We start from the raw sequence: 18,296 nt of genomic DNA on the forward strand, positions 1-18,296 counted from the left end.
CCTTAAGACGTCTGCGTTTTGCCCGGATCTTGGGCGACGATCTGCAGAGGGGTGGGCCCAGGCTCATTCCCCCCCGGGGTGAGCCGGTGCGGCTGATGCAGGCGGCCGGCCGCGGCCAACGAGTCCGATGCTTCGGCCTCGGTCCAGATCGGGTCGGCGATCTCGGTAAATACCTGACGCAAGCGTTCGCCCCAAGTACGGCGGATCATGTGAAAGTATTCGTTGTCTTCGTCGATATGCGTGAAGTGCGTCACGCGCAGCGCGCCCGTTTCGTATACCAGTAGATCCAGCGGCAGGCCAACTGAAATGTTTGACCGCAAGGTTGAGTCCATGGAGATCAACGCGCACTTGGCGGCTTCGTCCAGTGGCGTGTCGGGACGCAAGACGCGGTCCAGAATGGGCTTGCCGTATTTGGCCTCGCCAATCTGCACATAAGGGCAGTCGTCGCTGGTTTCGATGAAGTTGCCAGCTGAATACACCTGGAACAAGCGGCAGCGTTCCGTGCCGATCTGGCCGCCAAAAATCAGATTGATGTTGAAGTCGACGCCATGCTCGCTGAGGGCTTCGGCATCGCGTTCGTGAACGCGGCGTACGGCTTCGCCGACACGGCGCGCGGCCTCGTACATGTCGGGTACCGACCACAGCGAATCCGGGCTGTCGCTATCGAGCTGCGCCAGCAGATTGACGACGGCTTGGCTGATGGCCAGGTTGCCGGACGTAAGCAGCACCATGACACGGTCGCCAGGCCGCTCAAAGACATTAAGCTTGCGGGCGATACTGACCTGATCGACGCCCGCGTTGGTGCGAGAGTCGGAGAGAAAAACCAAGCCTGAATTCAGGCGGGCGGCGACACAGTAAGTCATGGTGATTCGGTGAATAACAGCTGGCGTATTGTAGGGGCAGATGCGTCAGCGTGTGAGAGCGTCCGAGGCATTGTTCTGCCCCCAATTAATTTTCTTGTCGGAACGGCACGGCTCCTAGGTGTTTGTCGGCTGAGCGAGTGTTTTTCGCCCTGATTACTGTTGGGAGTGTTGCGGGGCCGTCTGGACTTGCACCGAGACGGTGAGTGATTCTTCTCCGCCGCCATGGCGTACCCCTCGCACGGGCGCGGCCGAATCATAGTCCCGTGCGACGGCCAGCCGGCAATGGCAATCCGAGGCGAACTGGCGGTTGGTGATATCCAGACTGGTCCAACCCGTTCCGTCCAGCCAGACGTCGGCCCACGCATGGCTGGCGGCGTGTTCCGCTTCGGTATACAGGTAGCCGCTGACGTAGCGGGCCGGCACGCCCAGGTCGCGCACGCAGGCCAGGAACAGGTGGGCATGATCCTGGCATACGCCATGGCCCAGCGCCAGGACCTGGTCTGCTGCCGTGGTCACGTCGGTAGTGCCGGGCTCGTAGGCGACGCGGTCGCAGATGGCGCCGGCCAGCGCCAGCGCGTCAGCCGGCGTGTGCAGCCCTTGGGGGACGGCGCTATGGACGAAATCGCGGATCGTGCCGTTGGCCTGCGTCAATGGGGTGGGAACACAATAGGCATGGATGGGGAGGCGATTGTCTTCCGGGCGTAGTCGGCCATCGGGCAGCGTATCGATCTCGACCTGGCCCGTCACGCGTAATTCGATGCTGTCGTGTGGGGTCGGCAGGGTCAACATGTGAGTAATGTTGCCGTAGGCATCGACCTGTTGCTCCAGCGCGCCCGGCGCGTCGATGCGCCAGCGCAGGGTACGTTGATGATCGTCGTGGCGAGGGGTCAGGCGCAGGGCCTGGATGCTATAGCTGACTGGCGCCGTATAACGGTATTGGGTCACGTGTCGGATAAGGTGTTTCATGCGTTTCTCCGTGCGTGCGGCGTTACGCCACCAGCGGCACCAGGAAATCTTGGCTGATCCGGTTACCCAGGTCGTTGATGCGCTCCAGGAAGCGTTCCAGGTAGCGGTGCAGGCCGCTGTGCAGAATGTCTTCGACGCGGCCATAGCGCAACTCGGCGTACAACATGCCGGCGCGGCGCTCTGTCTCGGCGGAGCGCTGGTTGGCCACGCGCGCCAAGTCTTCGGTCAGGGCTTGCACCGACGCCACGAGCGAGCGCGGCATATCGGGACGCAGAATCAATAGTTCAGCTACCCGGTCCGATGTGATGACGTCCCGATAGACCTTGCGGTAGATTTCCAGGCCCGATACTGAACTCAGCAGTGATGCCCAGCGATAGAACTCGCTGGTGCGCGCCACGATATCCTCGTGTTCTTCGTGCTCTTCGTGAAATTTCACATCCAGCAAACGCGCCGTGTTGTCGGCACGTTCCACGTGCATGCCCAGGCGCAGAAAGTGCAGTGCCTCGTCGTCCAGCATGGTGCCGATGGTGACGCCACGCGCCAGATGGGCGCGGAACTTGACCCACTCGAAGAACTCGCCGGGATTGCGTTCGGGCAGATGGGTTTGCAGATGCTTTTGCAGTTCTAGCCAGGTCGTGTTGTAGGTTTCCCATACCTCGGTGGTCAGACTGCCACGCACCGCACGGGCGTTTTCGCGGGCGGCGCGCAGGCAGGCGTAGATAGACGATTCGTTGGTCGGCTCGCGTACGAGGTAATGCAGCACGTCCAATGCAGTGACGGCCGGAAACCGGGCGTCGTAGTCGTGCTGCAATTCCGAGATACGCAGTACGGCGCGCCACAGGCTGTCGTGGGCACTGGCGTCCTGCGGCATCAACGACATTTGCAGATTGACGTCCAGCATGCGGGCAGTGTTTTCCGCTCGTTCAATGTAGCGGCACATCCAGAATAAGTTGTCGGCGGTACGGCTCAGCATGATTATTCTCCCAGTACCCAAGTGTCTTTGGTGCCACCACCTTGACTGCTGTTGACAATCAGCGAGCCTTCGGCAAGTGCGACGCGGCACAGGCCGCCCGGCACGGTGCGAATCTTTTTTCCGCAAAGCACATAGGGGCGCAGATCCACGTGTCGCGGGGCGACGCCTGACTGAACGTAGGTAGGGATGGTCGATAAGGCCAGTGTGGGCTGGGCAATGTAGTTGCCTGGTCGGCTGCGCACGCGTTCCTTAAAGGCCTGCACTTGCGCGCGGGTCGAGGTCGGCCCGACTAGCATGCCGTATCCGCCCGCGCCGTGTACTTCTTTGACGACCAGTTCGTGCATATGGGCCAGTACGTGCGAGAGCTCGTCCGGCCGCGAGCAGCGCCAGGTGGGTACGTTGGACAGGATGGGCTCTTCCCGGAGATAAAAGCGGATCATGTCGGGCACGTACTGGTATGTGGACTTGTCATCGGCAATGCCGGTGCCGATGGCATTGGCCAGGGTGACTCGCCCGGCCCGATAAACAGATAGCAGGCCGGGGATACCCAGTGCGGAGTCGGCGCGAAACGATAGGGGATCCAGAAAATCGTCGTCGACGCGCCGGTAGATCACATCGACCTTGCGCGGACCGCGCGTGGTGCGCATGTAGACCGTGTTTTTATCGACAAACAAATCCTGGCCTTCGACCAGTTCTACGCCCATCTGCTGCGCCAGGAAGGCATGCTCAAAGTACGCCGAGTTGTACATGCCGGGCGTGAGCACGACGACCGTGGGCGAGTCGCTGCTCTGCGGGGCGACTTCGCGCAGGTTGTCGAGCAACAGATCGGGATAGTGGGCGACGGGTTCTACTTTGAGGCTACCGAATGCCTCGGGCATCAGTCGCATCGACATTTTGCGGTTTTCGAGCATGTAGGACACGCCCGACGGGACACGCAGGTTGTCCTCCAGCACGTAGAACTCGCCGGCCCCGGCGCGCACGATGTCTATGCCCGCAATGTGGCAATAAATGTCTTCGGCGACGTCCACGTCCTGCATTTCAGGGCGGTACTGTGCGTTCAGAAATACTTGTTCCGCCGGTATCACGCCCGCGCGCACGATGTCGTGGCCGTGGTAGATGTCGCGGATGAACATGTTTAATGCGCGCACACGCTGTGTCAGTCCGGCGGATAGGTGTCGCCATTCATCGGCGGGAATGATGCGGGGAACCAGATCGAACGGAATCAATCGTTCGGTGCCGGCCTCGTCGCCGGCGACAGAGAACGTGATACCTACGCGGCGAAACGTCACGTCCGCTTCGATTTGCCGCACGGCCATGGCGTCCGCGGGCTCGTTCGATAGCCATTGCGAAAACGCCCCGTAGTGGGGGCGCACCTGGCCCTTGGCGTCGACCATTTCGTCATATGCCGTTGACGAGGCGGGTGATGCTGGGTGCATAGGCTCCTCCGGTATCCCGTCCGAGCCTGCCGCGTGATCCGGATGGAGCCTGCGGCCCGGACGGGGCGCGGGTCCGCGCGCCGTTAGCAAATTATATGAAGCAACCCCCGTGCCAAGTCTGATCTCGCGTGGGCGCTGGTTCGTTTGTAGCAGAGGAGGACGCGAGCCGTAAGAGGGTTGCCCCTAGGCATCAGGCAGGCATCGCCCTGGTGCATGCACCAGGGTGGGGCCGTTGTGTGTGCGTCAGCGCAGTACGAATGAACCGACCACACCGCCCGATGGTGCGCTGGGGCCGAGCAGGGGAGGCTCGGGGATCCAGCCATCGGGCGTCAGGATGGCGTCCAGTCGCTGGTCGTGCGGGGCGGGTTGATAGCCGTTCTCTAGCAAGCCTTCGTTCCAGGCGATGCCGATGGTCGTGAAGTCGTGGCCCGTCTGGCGCAGATCCGCCAGGGTACGGTCGTAATAGCCGCCTCCATAACCGACGCGGTCGGCCTGATCGGTATAACCCAACGTGGGTACCAAAATGACATCGGGCCGCAGTACAGGCCGATCAGCCAAGGGCTCTTGTACCTGATAGGGGCCCGCCTCCAGAGTGTCGCCCGGTGTCCAGGCCCGGAACTCTAGCGGAGCATCGGCAGCGCGAATGGCAGGCAGGGCCAGGGCAACGCCGGCCTGTGCCCATTGGTTGAGCAGCGGCCGCAGGTCAGGTTCGTGCGTCAGAGGCCAGAATGCCGCGACCGTGGCGGGCGCGGTGGCGCCGCGTTTGGTAGCCTGTTCGCGCACGGCGTTCAGCCAGGTGAATAGGCGCCCGCGTATTAACAATCCCCCACGGCTGCGTTGGGCATCGGGAATTTCGTTTCGGGCCTGGCGTAATCGCGTACGTAACGCGATTAAGTTATTCTGTTCAGTATTTTGAATGTTCATGCGGGTCGGCGATGCAGCAGTGGCTTGAATCAAGACGTTATCAGAAATCTGCGGCCTCCGAGTCTCGTCGATCGGCTAAGCCGGCTCGTCGACGCGCGCAACTCGGTCGTTGGCTGCCTGTCGCCTTGGCCTTGTTCACGGTCTCGTGCACGTCCGTCGATGCACAGCAAGGGCATGGCGCGTCGGGCCAGGGGCCCCGGCCAAGGCTACATGTGCCACCCGTCAAACTGGCTGGGCTGCCTCCTACGGCACAAACGCCGGCATTCCAGGCCGTCCTGGCCGCGCGCGATGCCAATGCTCGTAAGCAGTGGTCCGTGCTGGGCTTGGCGGCGGCCCAGGCGCGTGGGGATGTGTTGGGCGCCTATCCTGAGTACTGGTTGCTGAATTATCAGGTATGGAACGCCCCGACGAGTGCGTTTCCTAAAGCCGACGTGACCCGGTTTTTGCAGGAAAACGATGGTACGTATCTGGCTGAGCGCTTGCGCGGCAATTGGATTTTGTCAGCCACGCGTCGCGGGGATTTCGAAACCGCAAGCAAATTAAGCGAGGCGCCGACTTCGGGCACGCAAACCCAGTGCGCTGTGCTGGAGGCGCGTCACATGACGGGGCAGCGTACCACCGCAAAACAGGCACAGGCCGCGTTTAGTCCCGGCAAGGACTGCTGGAACTTGTATGACCAGCTGGTTGCCGACGGTGTCCTCGGCTGGGCTGAAATTCAGCCGCAATTACGTGCGGCCATCGAAACGAACGAGGTGGCGGATGCCCGGAGATTTGCCGGGTATCTCTTCGACACCAAGGATCAAAAATCCTACGATACGCTGATGAAAAACCCGATGCGATGGTTGACTCGCCAAGATCACCAGCGAATCGGACGTAACGAAAAGGAGCTCGCCACGTTGGCGCTGGCGCGCTTGGCGCGGCAAGATATGAGCGTCGCTGACGACTATCTGCGACGCGAATGGGCCAATAACCTGCCTAAGACCAATTTGGCCTGGGTACGCAATCAGTATGCGCTGATCGCCGCGTTGAATCTCGATAGCCGTGCCGACGGCTGGTATCGCGAGGCGGGCACAACGATTCCGTTGACGGAGTACAACGGTCCCTGGCGCGTGCGTTCGGCGCTGCGTCAGCCCAAGATCGACTGGCGTTGGGTGATGACGTCCATCGAACAGATGCCCGCATCGCAGCAAGCAGAGCCGGTCTGGGTGTACTGGAAAGCCCGTGCCGAGGCCGGTCGAGGGCGTCACGACGCTGCGCGCAAGGCCTATGCGAGCATCGCAGATCAGTATAATTTTTACGGGCAACTGGCGGCTGAAGAGTTGGGGCGCAGCATTACGGTACCCGAGCGCCCTGCACCCATGACCAACTCGGAAATGAACGAAGCCCGTGCCAACGGCAGTCTGCGTCGCGCGGTGCATTTGTTCCGACTGGGGTGGCGATCCGAGGCGGTCGGCGAGTGGAATTTCGCGTTGCGAGGGATGTCTGATCGACAGCTATTGGCCGCGGCGGAGCTGGCTCGCGCCGAAGACATCTACGATCGAGTAGTCAATACTTCCGAACGCACCGAGGGCGAGGTCGACTTCACGCAACGCTATATTGCGCCCTTCGAGGGGCGGGTCACGGCTCAGGCGAACGAGATCGCGCTGGACCCGGCCTGGGTCTATGGCCTGATTCGCCAGGAGTCGCGCTTTGTGATGAACGCGCGTTCGCATGTGGGGGCGTCGGGGTTGATGCAACTGATGCCGGCGACAGCAAAATGGGTGGCACGTCGGATCGGCATGGCGGATTTCACGTCCTCTAGCGTCAACGATTTCGATACCAACACCAAACTGGGCACCAACTACCTGAGCATCGTGCTCAATGACCTGGACGGTTCGCAGGTGCTGGCCACGGCGGGCTACAACGCGGGCCCGGGGCGGCCGAAGACGTGGCGCTCTACACTCTCGCACCCCGTCGAAGGCGCCATTTTTGCGGAGACGATTCCGTTTACGGAAACCCGCTTGTACGTCAAGCATGTGATGTCCAATGCGACCTACTATGCCGCGATGTTCTCCGGTCAACCCCAGTCGCTGAAAGCGCGTTTGGGACAGATCGACCCGAACGGCTCCATGCGTACGGCCGAGGCGCCGTAATGGGGGACGTGCACGTCTCGTCGTCGTTAACCGCGGCTGTTCAAGGCTTGGCCGACGATCCTATCGTGGCGGGTTTGCAGGTGTATATCGTCGGTGGGGCTGTACGCGATGCCTTGCTGGGCTTGCCCGCGGGTGATCGCGACTGGGTCGTCGTGGGCGCGTCGCCCGAAGACATGGCAACCCGCGGCTTTATACCGGTAGGCGGGGATTTTCCCGTGTTTTTGCACCCACGCACCAAAGAGGAATATGCGCTGGCGCGTACCGAGCGCAAGTCGGGCCGGGGTTATAAGGGCTTTACGTTTTATACCGGGATCGACGTGACGCTGGAACAAGACCTGCTGCGCCGTGATCTCACCGTCAACGCTATTGCCTGTACGCCGCAGGGGGCGTTGCATGATCCGTTGAATGGTGTGCGGGACGTGCGGGCGCGCGTGCTGCGGCATGTGGGCGAGTCGTTTGTCGAGGACCCCGTGCGGATCCTGCGCCTGGGGCGCTTTGCAGCGCGTTTTGCCGATTTCACGGTGGCGAACGAGACGTTGGCGTTATGCCAGCGCATGGTTGACGCGGGGGAGGCGGATGCCCTGGTACCTGAACGGGTCTGGAAAGAGTTGTCGCGTGGCCTGATGGCGGCGACCCCTTCGCGCATGCTGGAGGTATTGGTGCAATCGGGCGCGCTGGCGCGCATCATGCCGGAGTTGCAAGCGGTGGACACGGTAGGCGGCGACCTGGATCGTGCCGTGCAAATGACGCTGCCGCTACCCGGTCATTACGCCTTGTTGTGCCGGCTGACGCCTGACCGTGATGCGTTGAGTCGCCGTTTGCGCGTGCCCACCGAGTGTGCGGATCATGCCCGTTTGCTACCCAAAGTGCTTGATCACCTCGGAGCGATCTCGCCCGACGCACAATTGGCCTTGATTGAGCAAACCGATGCCTTGCGCAAGCCCGAGCGGTTTATCGCGCTATGGGAAACGGCAGCCGTGGTGGGCAAGGTGGACGTCGCCGTCTGGCGCCAGCGGCTCGAACGGGCACGCGGGGTGGATGCGGGCGCCATTGCCCGGCGATTCACCGGTAACCCCGAGGAAATCAAGCGCGCTGTGCGCGATGCGCGCTTACAGGTTTTGGTGGCCTTGCACTCAGAGGGCCCTGCGTCGGTATCAAAGAGCCGCTGATCGGTCCGCGCGTTTGAAACCCTGCAACGGGGTCTGAATGCCGCGCCCGACAGCCAGTACTTTGAATAGCTCTCCCATCTCGGCTTCGCTGAGCAGCTTTTGGACGGGAGCGACGACTTGCGCGTAACGCCGCGCGTCTGCCGGATCGTATTGCGCCAAGAGCTCGGCCAGGCCGGCATTCATCAAAAATCGGGCCTGCGAGGTATAGCCCAGGACTTGCAGGCCGGCCTCATGAGCGGCATCAGCCATGGCCGTGAAATCCACATGCGCAGTGATGTCCTGTACCCCCGGGGCGATCAAGGGATCCGCGTGGGCGTGATGGTGCAGATGGCACATGAGCGTACCGCCGGCACGCTGCGGATGGTAGTACTCGCTGCGCGGAAAGCCATAGTCCAGGAGCAGGGCGGCGCCCTGCGTCAGCCAGTGTCCCATCGCCTGCATCCAGGCCTCGGCTTGTAAATTGATTTCGGACACATAGCCCGGTAAGCCAGGCATACGGGCCGCCACGGCGTTGGCAAGCGCGGGCCCGGCGGGCCGATCTTCCCAGGTAAATTCCCCGTTCGCGTCCAGCGCCACCCCGCGTTCCAGTACGGTTGCCTCATCCCCCCAGCAAAAGAGCGAGACGGGCATGGCATCCAGAACTTCATTGGCCAATACGCAGCCCGCAAAACGGTCTGGCAGCGCATCGAGCCATTGCACGCGCTCGCCATACGGTGCCAGACGCGTTTGCTGGCGTGCCCGCAGGTCGGCCGAGACTTCGATAATGCGATATTGCGCAGTGATCCCGAGGTCGTCCAGACCGGTTAATACGCTCTCGGCCAACGCGCCGGACCCCGCGCCAAACTCGAGGACGGTGTGAGTATCGGTGTCGTTCAGAATCTGAGCCACTTGCCGGGCGAGGGTGTGGCCGAACAAGGGCGTGAGCTCAGGCGCCGTCACAAAGTCACCCAGCGCGATCGGTGTGCCACGCGCATCGGTCGCGTCCGATGAGGCTAGCTTGACGGCGCTCGCCGCGTAATAGCCCAGGCCTGGCGCGTACAAGGCCTGCGCCATCCATTGATCGAAGGGCAGCCAGCCGCCCGCTGTCTGAATGGCTAGTCGTAAATGAGCGGCCGTACGGGCACTATGCTGTGCGCTATCGGAATCGAGTGCGGGAAAAGAGGAGGTAGCGGAGCGTTGCATAGGCGTTATTGTCCCATGTCGACCGCGTATGCCAGACCCGAACGTGACACTGCCCGCCGTATCCGTCGGGTGACGGACAGAGCGGGCAGTGGCAGACTTGAACGGCTGGCTAGTGCTTGGCGAATTTAGTCGCGACGCGCGCCGGCAGGCTTGCTGTGGCGCTTGGCGGGACCACCATCACGTTGGGCAAACGGCTTGGTCGAGGGACGAAAGCCGGTGGGGCGACGGTCTGCACCGCGGAATTCTCCGTCGGTACGGGGACGGAATTCACCGCGGGGTTGAAATTCACCACGTTGGCCTTCACGTTGCGGGCGGGCACCAAGGCCGGCTGCAGCCGGACGGGCGTCACGGTCGGCGCGCCAATCGTTGCTCTTGGGGCGATCGCCATAGGCACGCGCCGGGCGGAATTCGCGATCGCCAGCGGGGCGGGCCGAACGCTCGTCATTGCCGCGCCAGCCGCCTTCGCGCGGTTGGAACTCACCACGCGGGCTGTCAGTACGCGACTGGGCATCACCACGAGGCTTGAACTCACCGCGGGGTTTGAAATCGCCACGGGGCTGGAATTCACCGCGAGGTTTAAAGTCGCCACGAGGCTGGAATTCACCACGGGGCTTGAAGTCGCCACGGGGCTGAAATTCGCCGCGGGGCTTGAACTCACCGCGAGGACCGCCTTCACGGGGGCCGTCGGCGCGTGCGCCACCATGGCTGCGTCCTTCGCGGAACTGCGGGCGATCACCGCCAAAGCCGCCGGGGCGCTTGCCAAAGGGCTTGCCACCACGGCTGGCACCGCCGCCCGCGAAGGGACGCGGTGTGCGTTTGGGTTCGAGACCGGCGATGATTTCCGGCGCGATCGGCTGGCCGATGTAGTGTTCGATACGACGCACTTTGTGGCGTTCGGCGTGCGTAGCCAGCGTAAATGCCTGGCCGTCGCGGCCGGCACGGCCGGTACGACCGATACGGTGCACGTAGTCTTCGGCTTGCATCGGCAGGTCGAAGTTGACGGCGTGGCTGATCCCCTGCACGTCGATGCCGCGCGCGGCGACGTCCGTGGCAACCAGAATACGCAGTTGGCCGCGTTGCAGTTGCGTCAGGGTGCGCGTGCGTTGGCGCTGATTCATGTCACCATGCAGTGCCGCGGCGGCAAAGCCCTGGTCGGCCAGGCGATTGGCCAGATCGTCAGCGCCACGCTTGGTGGCGGTAAAGACGATGGCCTGATCCAGCTTGGCGTCGCGCAGCACGTGATCCAGCAATTGCATCTTGTGGCTAGCATCGTCCGCGTACAGCAGGCTTTGCGTGATATTGGTGTGCTTGTCTTTCTGGCCTGCCAGTTCGATACGTTGCGGATCGCGCATCATGGCCGAAGCCAGCTTGGCCACGGTGCCGTCCAGCGTCGCCGAGAACAGCAACGTTTGGCGTTCTTGGGGCAGGCGGGCAACGATGGTTTCGATGTCTTCGATGAAGCCCATGTCCAGCATGCGGTCGGCTTCGTCCAGCACCAGGGTGTGTACCGTGCTGAGCTTGACGCGGCCGGCCTTCAGGTGATCGAGCAGGCGACCCGGGGTGGCGACCAGTACGTCAACGCGGCGCGACAGCGCCTTGAGTTGGGCGCCGTAGGGCATGCCGCCGACGACGGTGGCAGTACGCAGGCCCGGCAAATTACGGCCATAGGAACTCGTGGCATCGGCGACTTGAAGCGCCAGTTCACGGGTGGGGGTCAGTACGAGTACTTGCACGCCCACGCCCTTGTTGGCGGATTGGCCGGCGATGCGGTTCAGTGCCGGCAACATGAAGGCGGCGGTTTTGCCGCTACCGGTTTGCGAAGACACCATCAAGTCCTGGCCAGCCAGTGCTTGAGGAATCGCCGCGGCTTGTACAGGGGTGGGTTCAGAAAAACCAGCGTCTTGTAGGGCCGACAACAGAGTGGGAACCAGGCCCAGTGTTTCAAAAGACATTACTTGTCCTTACCGCGCAAAGCGGCGCATGTGCCGAGATAGCCGAGAAAGGGGGCGGCAGTATCCGGGCGACGGTTGATGGAGCATCGGGCCGACCGGATCAACCGTGCGCACGGCGCGTTATAGAGAACGCGAGGCGGAAGGAAAGGAGGTCAGGAATCGATGGTGTTCGGCATAAAGTCGGGTGACATCCCCGACAGGCTATGACTGCGAAAACCAATCGCGCAATTAAGCGCGTATGAAAAATGCCAGAACAAAATTTGTGCAGTGCCGCGACTATAACCCGAATTCTTGTTGGCGTACAGGAAAAGAATTTTCTGTGCTCCAGTCAATAGGGGATTTTCCCTGATCGAGCAGCCATGCGTTGACTTGGGCAAAATGCCCGCAGCCTATAAAGGGGATCGGAGGGCGTCGCGCCGAGAGGGGCGAGGGATGATTGGCCGTCAGTACCAGGTGTCCGGCGTTGCTGGGAAGCAACACTTGCTTTGCCTGGGCATGCGCGCCCCACAGCAAAAAGGCCTTGGGCACGGGGTCGTGCGCCACCAGGCTGATCAATGCGTCGGTGACGGTCTCCCAGCCGCGTTTGGCGTGGGACGCGGGTTGGCCGTCTTCGACCGTCAGTGAGGTGTTCAAGAGCAGGACCCCTTGATCGACCCAACGGGACAGGTCGTTGCCTTGCGGCAGCGGCGTCCCGGGAAAGTCCTGGGCGATCTCAGTGAATATGTTACGCAGGCTGGGGGGGCGTTTGCAGTCGTCGGGCACAGAAAATGCCAGGCCCTGCGCCTGGCCGGGGCCATGGTACGGGTCCTGGCCCAGAATCACGACTTGGACCTCGGCGGGAGTCAAGCCGTCCAGCGCCCGAAACGGGGTGGCTGGGTAGACGATGGCGCCCGCCTCTAACCGTGTTTCGACATAAGCGGTGACGTCCGCGAAGGCCTGAGCAACGCTCGGGCGTCGAAAGGCGGCCTGCCAAGCCGTCGGGAGCTGGCTGGCCTGTGTGGTCAGGGTATTTTTCTGCAAGCGATTGTCGTGTGCCATGGGCGAATTTTTGCACAAGACATCGCTGTCGCCCGGGAGTAAAGTAAGACGAGTGGTACCGGCTTGACGCGATGGGGTATTGACGGCCGTCGCTATCTCGCCGCTTTTTTCAGGAAAGACGATTATGAAGTTCCCATTTTGGCGTGCGGCGGTCGTGGCTGCCGCCCTGGCCGCCTGCAGTGGGCAGGTTTTTGCCCATGGCCATTATTACGGTGGTTATTATCGCTCCGGCTGGTGGATTGGCGGGGCCGCATTACTGGGCGCCGGGGTTGCGTTGGCGCTCAGCAGCGGCCCGCGTTATGGCTATAGCGGCGTGACGTACAGCTCGCCGCCTATGTATTATCCGCCGCCAGTGTATTACTCGTCGGTCCCATATGGAGGGTCATCCATCACCTATGCGACTCCGACACCCTCGATACGATATGCGGCGCCGCGGATCGCCTCATCTAGCTTGAGTGTCGTGGCCTACCCGGCCAAGGGGCAAAGCGAGTCGCAGCAGATGCAAGATCGCCAGGCGTGCGAAAACTGGGCAATGAATCAAAGCGGGCTCGATCCTGCAAACATCACCGAATACACCACCAGTGCGTCCGCGCAGTCGTACACACGCGCCATGGGCGCGTGCTTCAAGGGACGGGGCTACAGCATCAATTGATGCGATAGTGCCACGCGCTAGCGAATAGGCAGGGCGTACAGCAGTCCGCCCTGCGTCCACTGCGCGTTCAGGCCGCGAGCGATCTTGAGCGGGCTGCCCATGCCCACGTTGCGCTCAAAACTTTCACCATAATTACCGACCTGCTTGATGATTTGGTAGGCCCATTTTTCATCCAGGCCCATATTGGCGCCGGCGCCGGGCGTTACACCCAGGATGCGCTGGATATTGGGGTTGGTGCTTTTGGCTTGCTCGTCCACATTGGCCGAGGTGATGCCGTACTCTTCGGCCGCGATCATCGCCGATAGTGACCAGTGGACGATGTTCAGCCAGCGATCGTCGCCCTGGCGTACAAATGGGCCCAGTGGTTCTTTGGAGATGATTTCGGGCAGCACGACGTAGTCATCAGGATTTTGCAGCTTGGAAATCCGGATCGAAGCCAGGCCCGAGGCGTCTGTACTAAAAACGTCGCAGCGACCGGAGGCAAAGGCGTTGACGACCTCGTCGAACGTCTCCATGACGACCGGTTTGTACGTGACATCGTGGGCGCGCGCCCAGTCCGCCAGCGTATTTTCATTGGATGTGCCGGTTTGCAGGCAGATCGTGGCGCCGCTGAGTTCGGTCGCTTTTTGGACACCCAGGGATTTGGGAACCAAAAAGCCCTGGCCGTCGTAGAAATTGATCCCCGCATGAATGATACCGAGCGCGGTATCGCGCTGTTGGGTGACGGTCGTATTGCGCGTCAGCACATCGATTTCGCCCGACTGCAGCGCCGTAAAGCGTTGCTGTGAATTGAGCGGGACGACTTTGATTTTGCTGGCATCGCCAAAGACGGCGGCAGCGACGGCACGGCACAGATCCACATCCAGGCCGCGCCAGACGCCCTGGGCATCGGGGGCCGAGAAGCCGGCAAAGCCTGTCGTCGTGCCGCAGCGGACCTCACCGCGTTCTTTGACCACATCCAGTGTGGCGGCCTGTGCGCTGGCGAGTGCGCCGAGCGCCAACGCGGCGCCGATTAGTCCTCTTACGATCTTCATGGCGAATTTTCTCCTGCTAGCCAAGTTCGTGAACGGGCAGCCTGTATGGGGCGAAGCCGAGAGAGTAGCGGCCTTGGGGCCGCTTGCCAAATAACCGTATTGCATAATGACACGCGCTTGACGCTATGAGCGGCTGGTCGTGCCCATTAGTGCCATAGTAACGCGTCCATTTTTTCGATGAGGCGATTGCGATAACGGGGCAAGAGTTCTTGAAGGTGTGCCTGTCGCGCGTGCCATTCTGGCGGTTCGGCGCCCGCGGCGACGCGTGGTGTCGCCCAGATGGCGTCCGGAAAATGCCGGTCGCCGCGCCAGCGCGGAATCACGTGCCAATGAAGGTGAGGCACCATGTTGCCCAGCGATGCCAGATTGACCTTGTCGGGCGCGAGTATCTCGCGTTGCGCTTGTTCTATGTTGTATACCGCACGCATCAACAAGTCTCGCCCATGGGTCGAAAGGTTAGTCATTTCCGCCAGATGCGCGTGCCAGATGACGCGCGTAAACCCCGGATAATCGACATCGCCGACTTCGATGATGCGCAGGTGCGGGCCGCGCCAGAGTACGCTGCCACCGTCTTCGCGGCAGAGCGGGCAATCAGGGTCGCGTGCGCTCACAGGGTCTTCCGGTATTGAATGAAACCAGGTTGATCCGCCACGCGGTCGTAGAGGTGCCGGGCCGTCGTATTCGTTTCGTGTGTCAGCCAATATACGCGAGCCGCATTGGCCAGGCGAGCCTGAGCGTAAACATGTTCGATCAGGTGGCGGCCATGCCCGCCACCGCGGACGTCGTTGGCAACGAACAGATCTTGCAGATAGCAGTAATCGCCCGGTGTCCAGGTCGAGCGATGAAATATCCAATGTACGAGACCGACGGCGCGGCCTTCGTGATAGGCCAGCGCCGCGTGTATCGGCTCGGCCGGATCTAGTATGCGTGCCCACGTGGTGTGGGTAGCGCTGTCCGGGATATCGACCTGATAAAACGCTTGATAGCCTTTCCATAACGGCAACCAGGCATCGAAATCAGTATCGGAAACAGGACGGATATCGGGTGTTTTGGGTGAGGTGGTCATGGCTCGGGCGTGGGGCTAGAGGGTTTTTTCCATCGCAGTGACAATGTCCCGCAGGACTTGTACGCGGGCGTGGCGTTTGTCATTCGCCGCAATGAGGTGCCAGGGGGCGTCATCGGTATCGGTGCGCGCCAGCATATCGTTGGCGGCCTGGGTGTATAGATTCCATTTTTCGCGATTGCGCCAATCGTCTGGGGTGATTTTGAAGTTCTTGAATGGCGAGCGCTCGCGCTCGCGAAAGCGCTTGAGCTGTTCTGCGGGTGTGACGGCCAGCCAGAACTTCAGCACGATGGCGCCGTGTCCGGCGAGTTGGTGTTCGAAGTCGTTGATCTCGCCATAGGCGCGCCGCCACGCTGCACTCGAGGCGAGGCCCTCGACCCGCTCGACCAGCACGCGGCCATACCAGGACCGATCAAAAATAGCGATGCGGCCCTGACGGGGCAGGCGACGCCAGAATCGCCACAAATACGGATGTGCCAGTTCGTGGTGCGAGGGGGCACTGATCGGATGGATGTCGACTTGGCGCAGGTCCAGCGCGTGCGTGACGCGACGGATGGCGCCGCCTTTACCGGCGGCATCCTGCCCTTCGAACGCCAGCACCAGCGAGCGTTCTGCGAATGCTTTGGATCGCACGGCGTGCGCGAGTCGGCCTTGTAATTGCGAAAGTTCGGACTCGTAGTCGTCTTTATCCAGCGTGGCGCTGTAGTCGAGTTGCGCGAAACGGTCGGGACTGCGGCGCCGGGTCTCGCTGGATGCCGTGAATACCTGTGACTTGGGTGCGCGCGGGCGTTGCTCGAGGGCATGCAGGACGGTCTGCGCGGTGCAGACGGCGCGCATGTGTTCGTCGGCACTGGGGATGACGGTCCACGGGGCATGTGGAGCGTTGAGCAGACGGATGACGGTATCGCCTGCCTGGCAGATTCGGTCGTATTTTTTTTGGACTTTACGATCCGCCTCGGTGACCTGCCAGGCGGTTTCAGGGTTGGACAGCAAATTCTTGGTGCGCTTGGCTTGGGCCTTGGCCGACAGGTGATACCAAAGCTTGATGATCTGTATGCCGTCGGCGGTCAGGCTGGCCTCAAAGCGGTTGATGGTGTCGACGTACTCGGTGAGCCGCTGTGCCCGGGGTTTTTTGCGGGCAGCCTCACGCAGCAAGGGCAAATACCAGGATCCGAACACAATGCCCGTTTTGCCCTTGGCGGGCATTTCGTTCCAGTATCGCCAGAGCGGTGGGCGTTCTTGTTCGTCGTGTGTGGGTTCGCCAAAAGCCAGGGTGTGAATATGGCGAGGGTCCATCCATTCGTTGAGCAAATTGATCGTGGCGCCTTTGCCCGCGCCGTCGATGCCGGCGACGACGATCAGCAGGCCGCGATCCTCACGTTTGAGCTGACGGTACTGCGCTTTGAGCAGCGCGGTGCGCAAGCGCGTTTCTTCTGCTTCAAAAACCTCTTTGGACAGGGCGGGATCGGACTGGGCTTCGGCAAACATAGGCGAAAGGCTCGGCAAATGACGCGATGGCCTTGATGGTGCAACATATCTGTCTGAGGCACAAGCGTATCGGCACGAGAGTCCAGTCATTCATACGAGCGTACGTCGTCAATGACCTTGCCATCATTTGGCAGGCTACCCGTATCGACCCACTGCACATCGGTACGCAGTTTGGTGATATCGCGTGTCGATGAGGCGATGCGCTCGGCCAGGACATCCGAGTGTTCCGCGGCTTCGACGTGCAGCACCATGCGGTCACTGCCCATTTGTCCGCTGACGATCAATCGCGCCCGGGTGATTTCCGGATGGCGAGCCAGGACTTCGGCGACCTGGGAGGGATGGACGAACATGCCCCGAACCTTGGTGGTCTGATCGGCACGTCCCATCCAGCCCTTGATGCGCAGATTGGTGCGTCCGCAAGGCGACGCACCGGGCAGCACGGCGGAAAGGTCGCCGGTGCCAAAACGCACTAACGGGTAGTCCGGATTCAGTGTGGTGACGACGACTTCGCCGACCTCGCCGATCGGCACGGGTGTGCCGGTGCCCGGCCGGACGATTTCGAGGATGATCTCTTCGCCCACAACCAAACCTTCGCGCGCCGGTGTCTCAAAGGCGATCATGCCGAGATCGGCGCTCCCGTAGGCTTGGTAACCGTCAATGCCACGAGCGGCGAGCCAATTACGCAGCGAGGGCGGAAAGGCCTCTCCCGACACGAGCGCGCGTTGTAGCGAGGGTAGGGTCACCCCCAGCTCATCGGCCTTTTCCAGGATGATTTTCAGAAAACTGGGTGTACCTAGATAACCGCTGGGCGCCAAGTCCGCGATGGCGCGAACTTGCTGCTCGGTCTGGCCCGTACCGCCGGGAAATACCGTGCAACCCACCGCATGGGCGGCAGTCTCCATCATCGAGCCCGCCGGCGTGAAGTGATAGGAAAAACTGTTGTGGGCGAGCTCGCCGGGCCGAAAGCCCGCCGCATAGAGCGCGCGTGCAAAACGCCAGTAGTCGGCACGACTGCTTTCGGGCTCGTAGATGGGACCGGGCGAGGCAAAGACGCGCAGCGCCTTCCCCCATCCTATCGTTGAAAAGCCACCGAAAGTCTTGGTAGCGCTGGCCGTCGCCGTGCTGCCGCGGCTGTGCTGCTGTTTTTCCAGTAGTTCATGTTTGCGTAACACGGGCACAGCCGCCAGGGCCTGTCGCGAGGTCACATCGCGCGGGTCGATACCGTGCAGTTGTTCGGCGATGGCGGGCGCGCCCGACATCGCGCGTTCAAGCACGCCGGGCAATGCCGTCATCAAATCGTGTTCGCGCTGTTCCGGTACGCGAGTTTCCAGTGCATCAAAAAACGCGGGCATGTGGTCGCACTCTATGAAAGGCCGGGAGGCGTAAATAACAGCAATACGGCGTCAGCCATAAAGCCGGATGAA

At 61.7% G+C, this 18,296-nt stretch carries 16 protein-coding genes; 3 read left to right on the plus strand and 13 right to left on the minus strand.

What is annotated here, in order from left to right:
* Window positions 1-2 precede the first annotated feature (2 nt).
* From ACYVDM_RS02940 to ACYVDM_RS02960, 5 genes are all read right to left on the minus strand, one after another.
* The gene (locus ACYVDM_RS02940; RefSeq protein WP_415790984.1) at window positions 3-863 is read right to left on the minus strand and encodes a peptidase; all 861 of its coding nucleotides are present in this window, start codon (window positions 861-863) and stop codon (window positions 3-5) included.
* A gap of 153 nt (window positions 864-1,016) precedes the next feature.
* Complete coding sequence (locus tag ACYVDM_RS02945) at window positions 1,017-1,829, minus strand: transglutaminase family protein (RefSeq protein ID WP_415790982.1); 813 nt, start codon at window positions 1,827-1,829, stop codon at window positions 1,017-1,019.
* 22 nt (window positions 1,830-1,851) lie between these two features.
* Entirely contained in the window at window positions 1,852-2,802 is a 951-nt protein-coding gene (locus ACYVDM_RS02950) for an alpha-E domain-containing protein (RefSeq protein ID WP_415790981.1), read from the minus strand.
* 2 nt (window positions 2,803-2,804) lie between these two features.
* Window positions 2,805-4,196: a circularly permuted type 2 ATP-grasp protein gene (locus tag ACYVDM_RS02955; RefSeq protein ID WP_415791446.1), complete on the minus strand. Its 1,392-nt coding sequence runs from the start codon at window positions 4,194-4,196 to the stop codon at window positions 2,805-2,807.
* Window positions 4,197-4,481: 285 nt separating this feature from the next.
* A complete protein-coding gene (locus ACYVDM_RS02960) occupies window positions 4,482-5,162 on the minus strand; it encodes a 5-formyltetrahydrofolate cyclo-ligase (protein ID WP_415790979.1) in 681 nt (226 codons plus the stop codon).
* Between the two features lie 11 nt (window positions 5,163-5,173).
* Between ACYVDM_RS02960 and ACYVDM_RS02965 the strand changes: the two genes are divergently transcribed.
* Window positions 5,174-7,294, plus strand: a complete 2,121-nt coding sequence (locus tag ACYVDM_RS02965; RefSeq protein ID WP_415790977.1) for a lytic transglycosylase domain-containing protein — start codon at window positions 5,174-5,176, stop codon at window positions 7,292-7,294.
* On the plus strand, window positions 7,294-8,463 hold the full coding sequence (locus ACYVDM_RS02970; RefSeq protein WP_415790975.1) for a CCA tRNA nucleotidyltransferase: 1,170 nt from the start codon (window positions 7,294-7,296) through the stop codon (window positions 8,461-8,463). Before ACYVDM_RS02965 ends, ACYVDM_RS02970 begins: the two co-directional genes overlap by 1 nt.
* On the opposite strand, the gene ACYVDM_RS02975 is transcribed toward ACYVDM_RS02970, so the two are convergent.
* The 3 genes from ACYVDM_RS02975 to ACYVDM_RS02985 form a co-directional block, all read right to left on the minus strand.
* Window positions 8,449-9,645, minus strand: a complete 1,197-nt coding sequence (locus tag ACYVDM_RS02975) for a class I SAM-dependent methyltransferase (RefSeq protein WP_415790973.1) — start codon at window positions 9,643-9,645, stop codon at window positions 8,449-8,451. The genes ACYVDM_RS02970 and ACYVDM_RS02975 overlap by 15 nt on opposite strands.
* A gap of 125 nt (window positions 9,646-9,770) precedes the next feature.
* Entirely contained in the window at window positions 9,771-11,597 is a 1,827-nt protein-coding gene (locus tag ACYVDM_RS02980) for a DEAD/DEAH box helicase (protein ID WP_415790971.1), read from the minus strand.
* Between the two features lie 276 nt (window positions 11,598-11,873).
* Window positions 11,874-12,635, minus strand: coding sequence for a uracil-DNA glycosylase (locus ACYVDM_RS02985; protein ID WP_415790969.1), 762 nt, complete (start codon window positions 12,633-12,635; stop codon window positions 11,874-11,876).
* Window positions 12,636-12,759: 124 nt separating this feature from the next.
* Here ACYVDM_RS02985 and ACYVDM_RS02990 point away from each other — a divergent pair, with 124 nt between their 5' ends.
* Window positions 12,760-13,287 (plus strand): hypothetical protein, encoded by a 528-nt coding sequence (locus tag ACYVDM_RS02990; protein ID WP_415790967.1) that lies wholly within the window; start codon window positions 12,760-12,762, stop codon window positions 13,285-13,287.
* A gap of 17 nt (window positions 13,288-13,304) precedes the next feature.
* On the opposite strand, the gene ACYVDM_RS02995 is transcribed toward ACYVDM_RS02990, so the two are convergent.
* The 5 genes from ACYVDM_RS02995 to ACYVDM_RS03015 form a co-directional block, all read right to left on the minus strand.
* A complete protein-coding gene (locus ACYVDM_RS02995) occupies window positions 13,305-14,321 on the minus strand; it encodes an amino acid ABC transporter substrate-binding protein (protein ID WP_415790965.1) in 1,017 nt (338 codons plus the stop codon).
* 146 nt (window positions 14,322-14,467) lie between these two features.
* Window positions 14,468-14,932, minus strand: coding sequence for an HIT family protein (locus ACYVDM_RS03000; protein ID WP_415790963.1), 465 nt, complete (start codon window positions 14,930-14,932; stop codon window positions 14,468-14,470).
* Window positions 14,929-15,387 carry a GNAT family N-acetyltransferase gene (locus ACYVDM_RS03005; protein ID WP_415790961.1) on the minus strand — a complete coding sequence of 153 codons (459 nt, stop codon included), beginning with the start codon at window positions 15,385-15,387 and terminating at the stop codon, window positions 14,929-14,931. The genes ACYVDM_RS03000 and ACYVDM_RS03005 overlap by 4 nt, the downstream gene beginning before the upstream one ends.
* A 15-nt stretch (window positions 15,388-15,402) precedes the next feature.
* A complete protein-coding gene (pap, locus tag ACYVDM_RS03010; protein WP_415790959.1) occupies window positions 15,403-16,872 on the minus strand; it encodes a polyphosphate:AMP phosphotransferase in 1,470 nt (489 codons plus the stop codon).
* Window positions 16,873-16,958: 86 nt separating this feature from the next.
* Complete coding sequence (locus ACYVDM_RS03015) at window positions 16,959-18,224, minus strand: phenylacetate--CoA ligase family protein (RefSeq protein ID WP_415790957.1); 1,266 nt, start codon at window positions 18,222-18,224, stop codon at window positions 16,959-16,961.
* Between the last annotated feature and the right edge of the window lie 72 nt (window positions 18,225-18,296).

It is taken from the genome of Bordetella tumulicola (genome assembly GCF_054779135.1).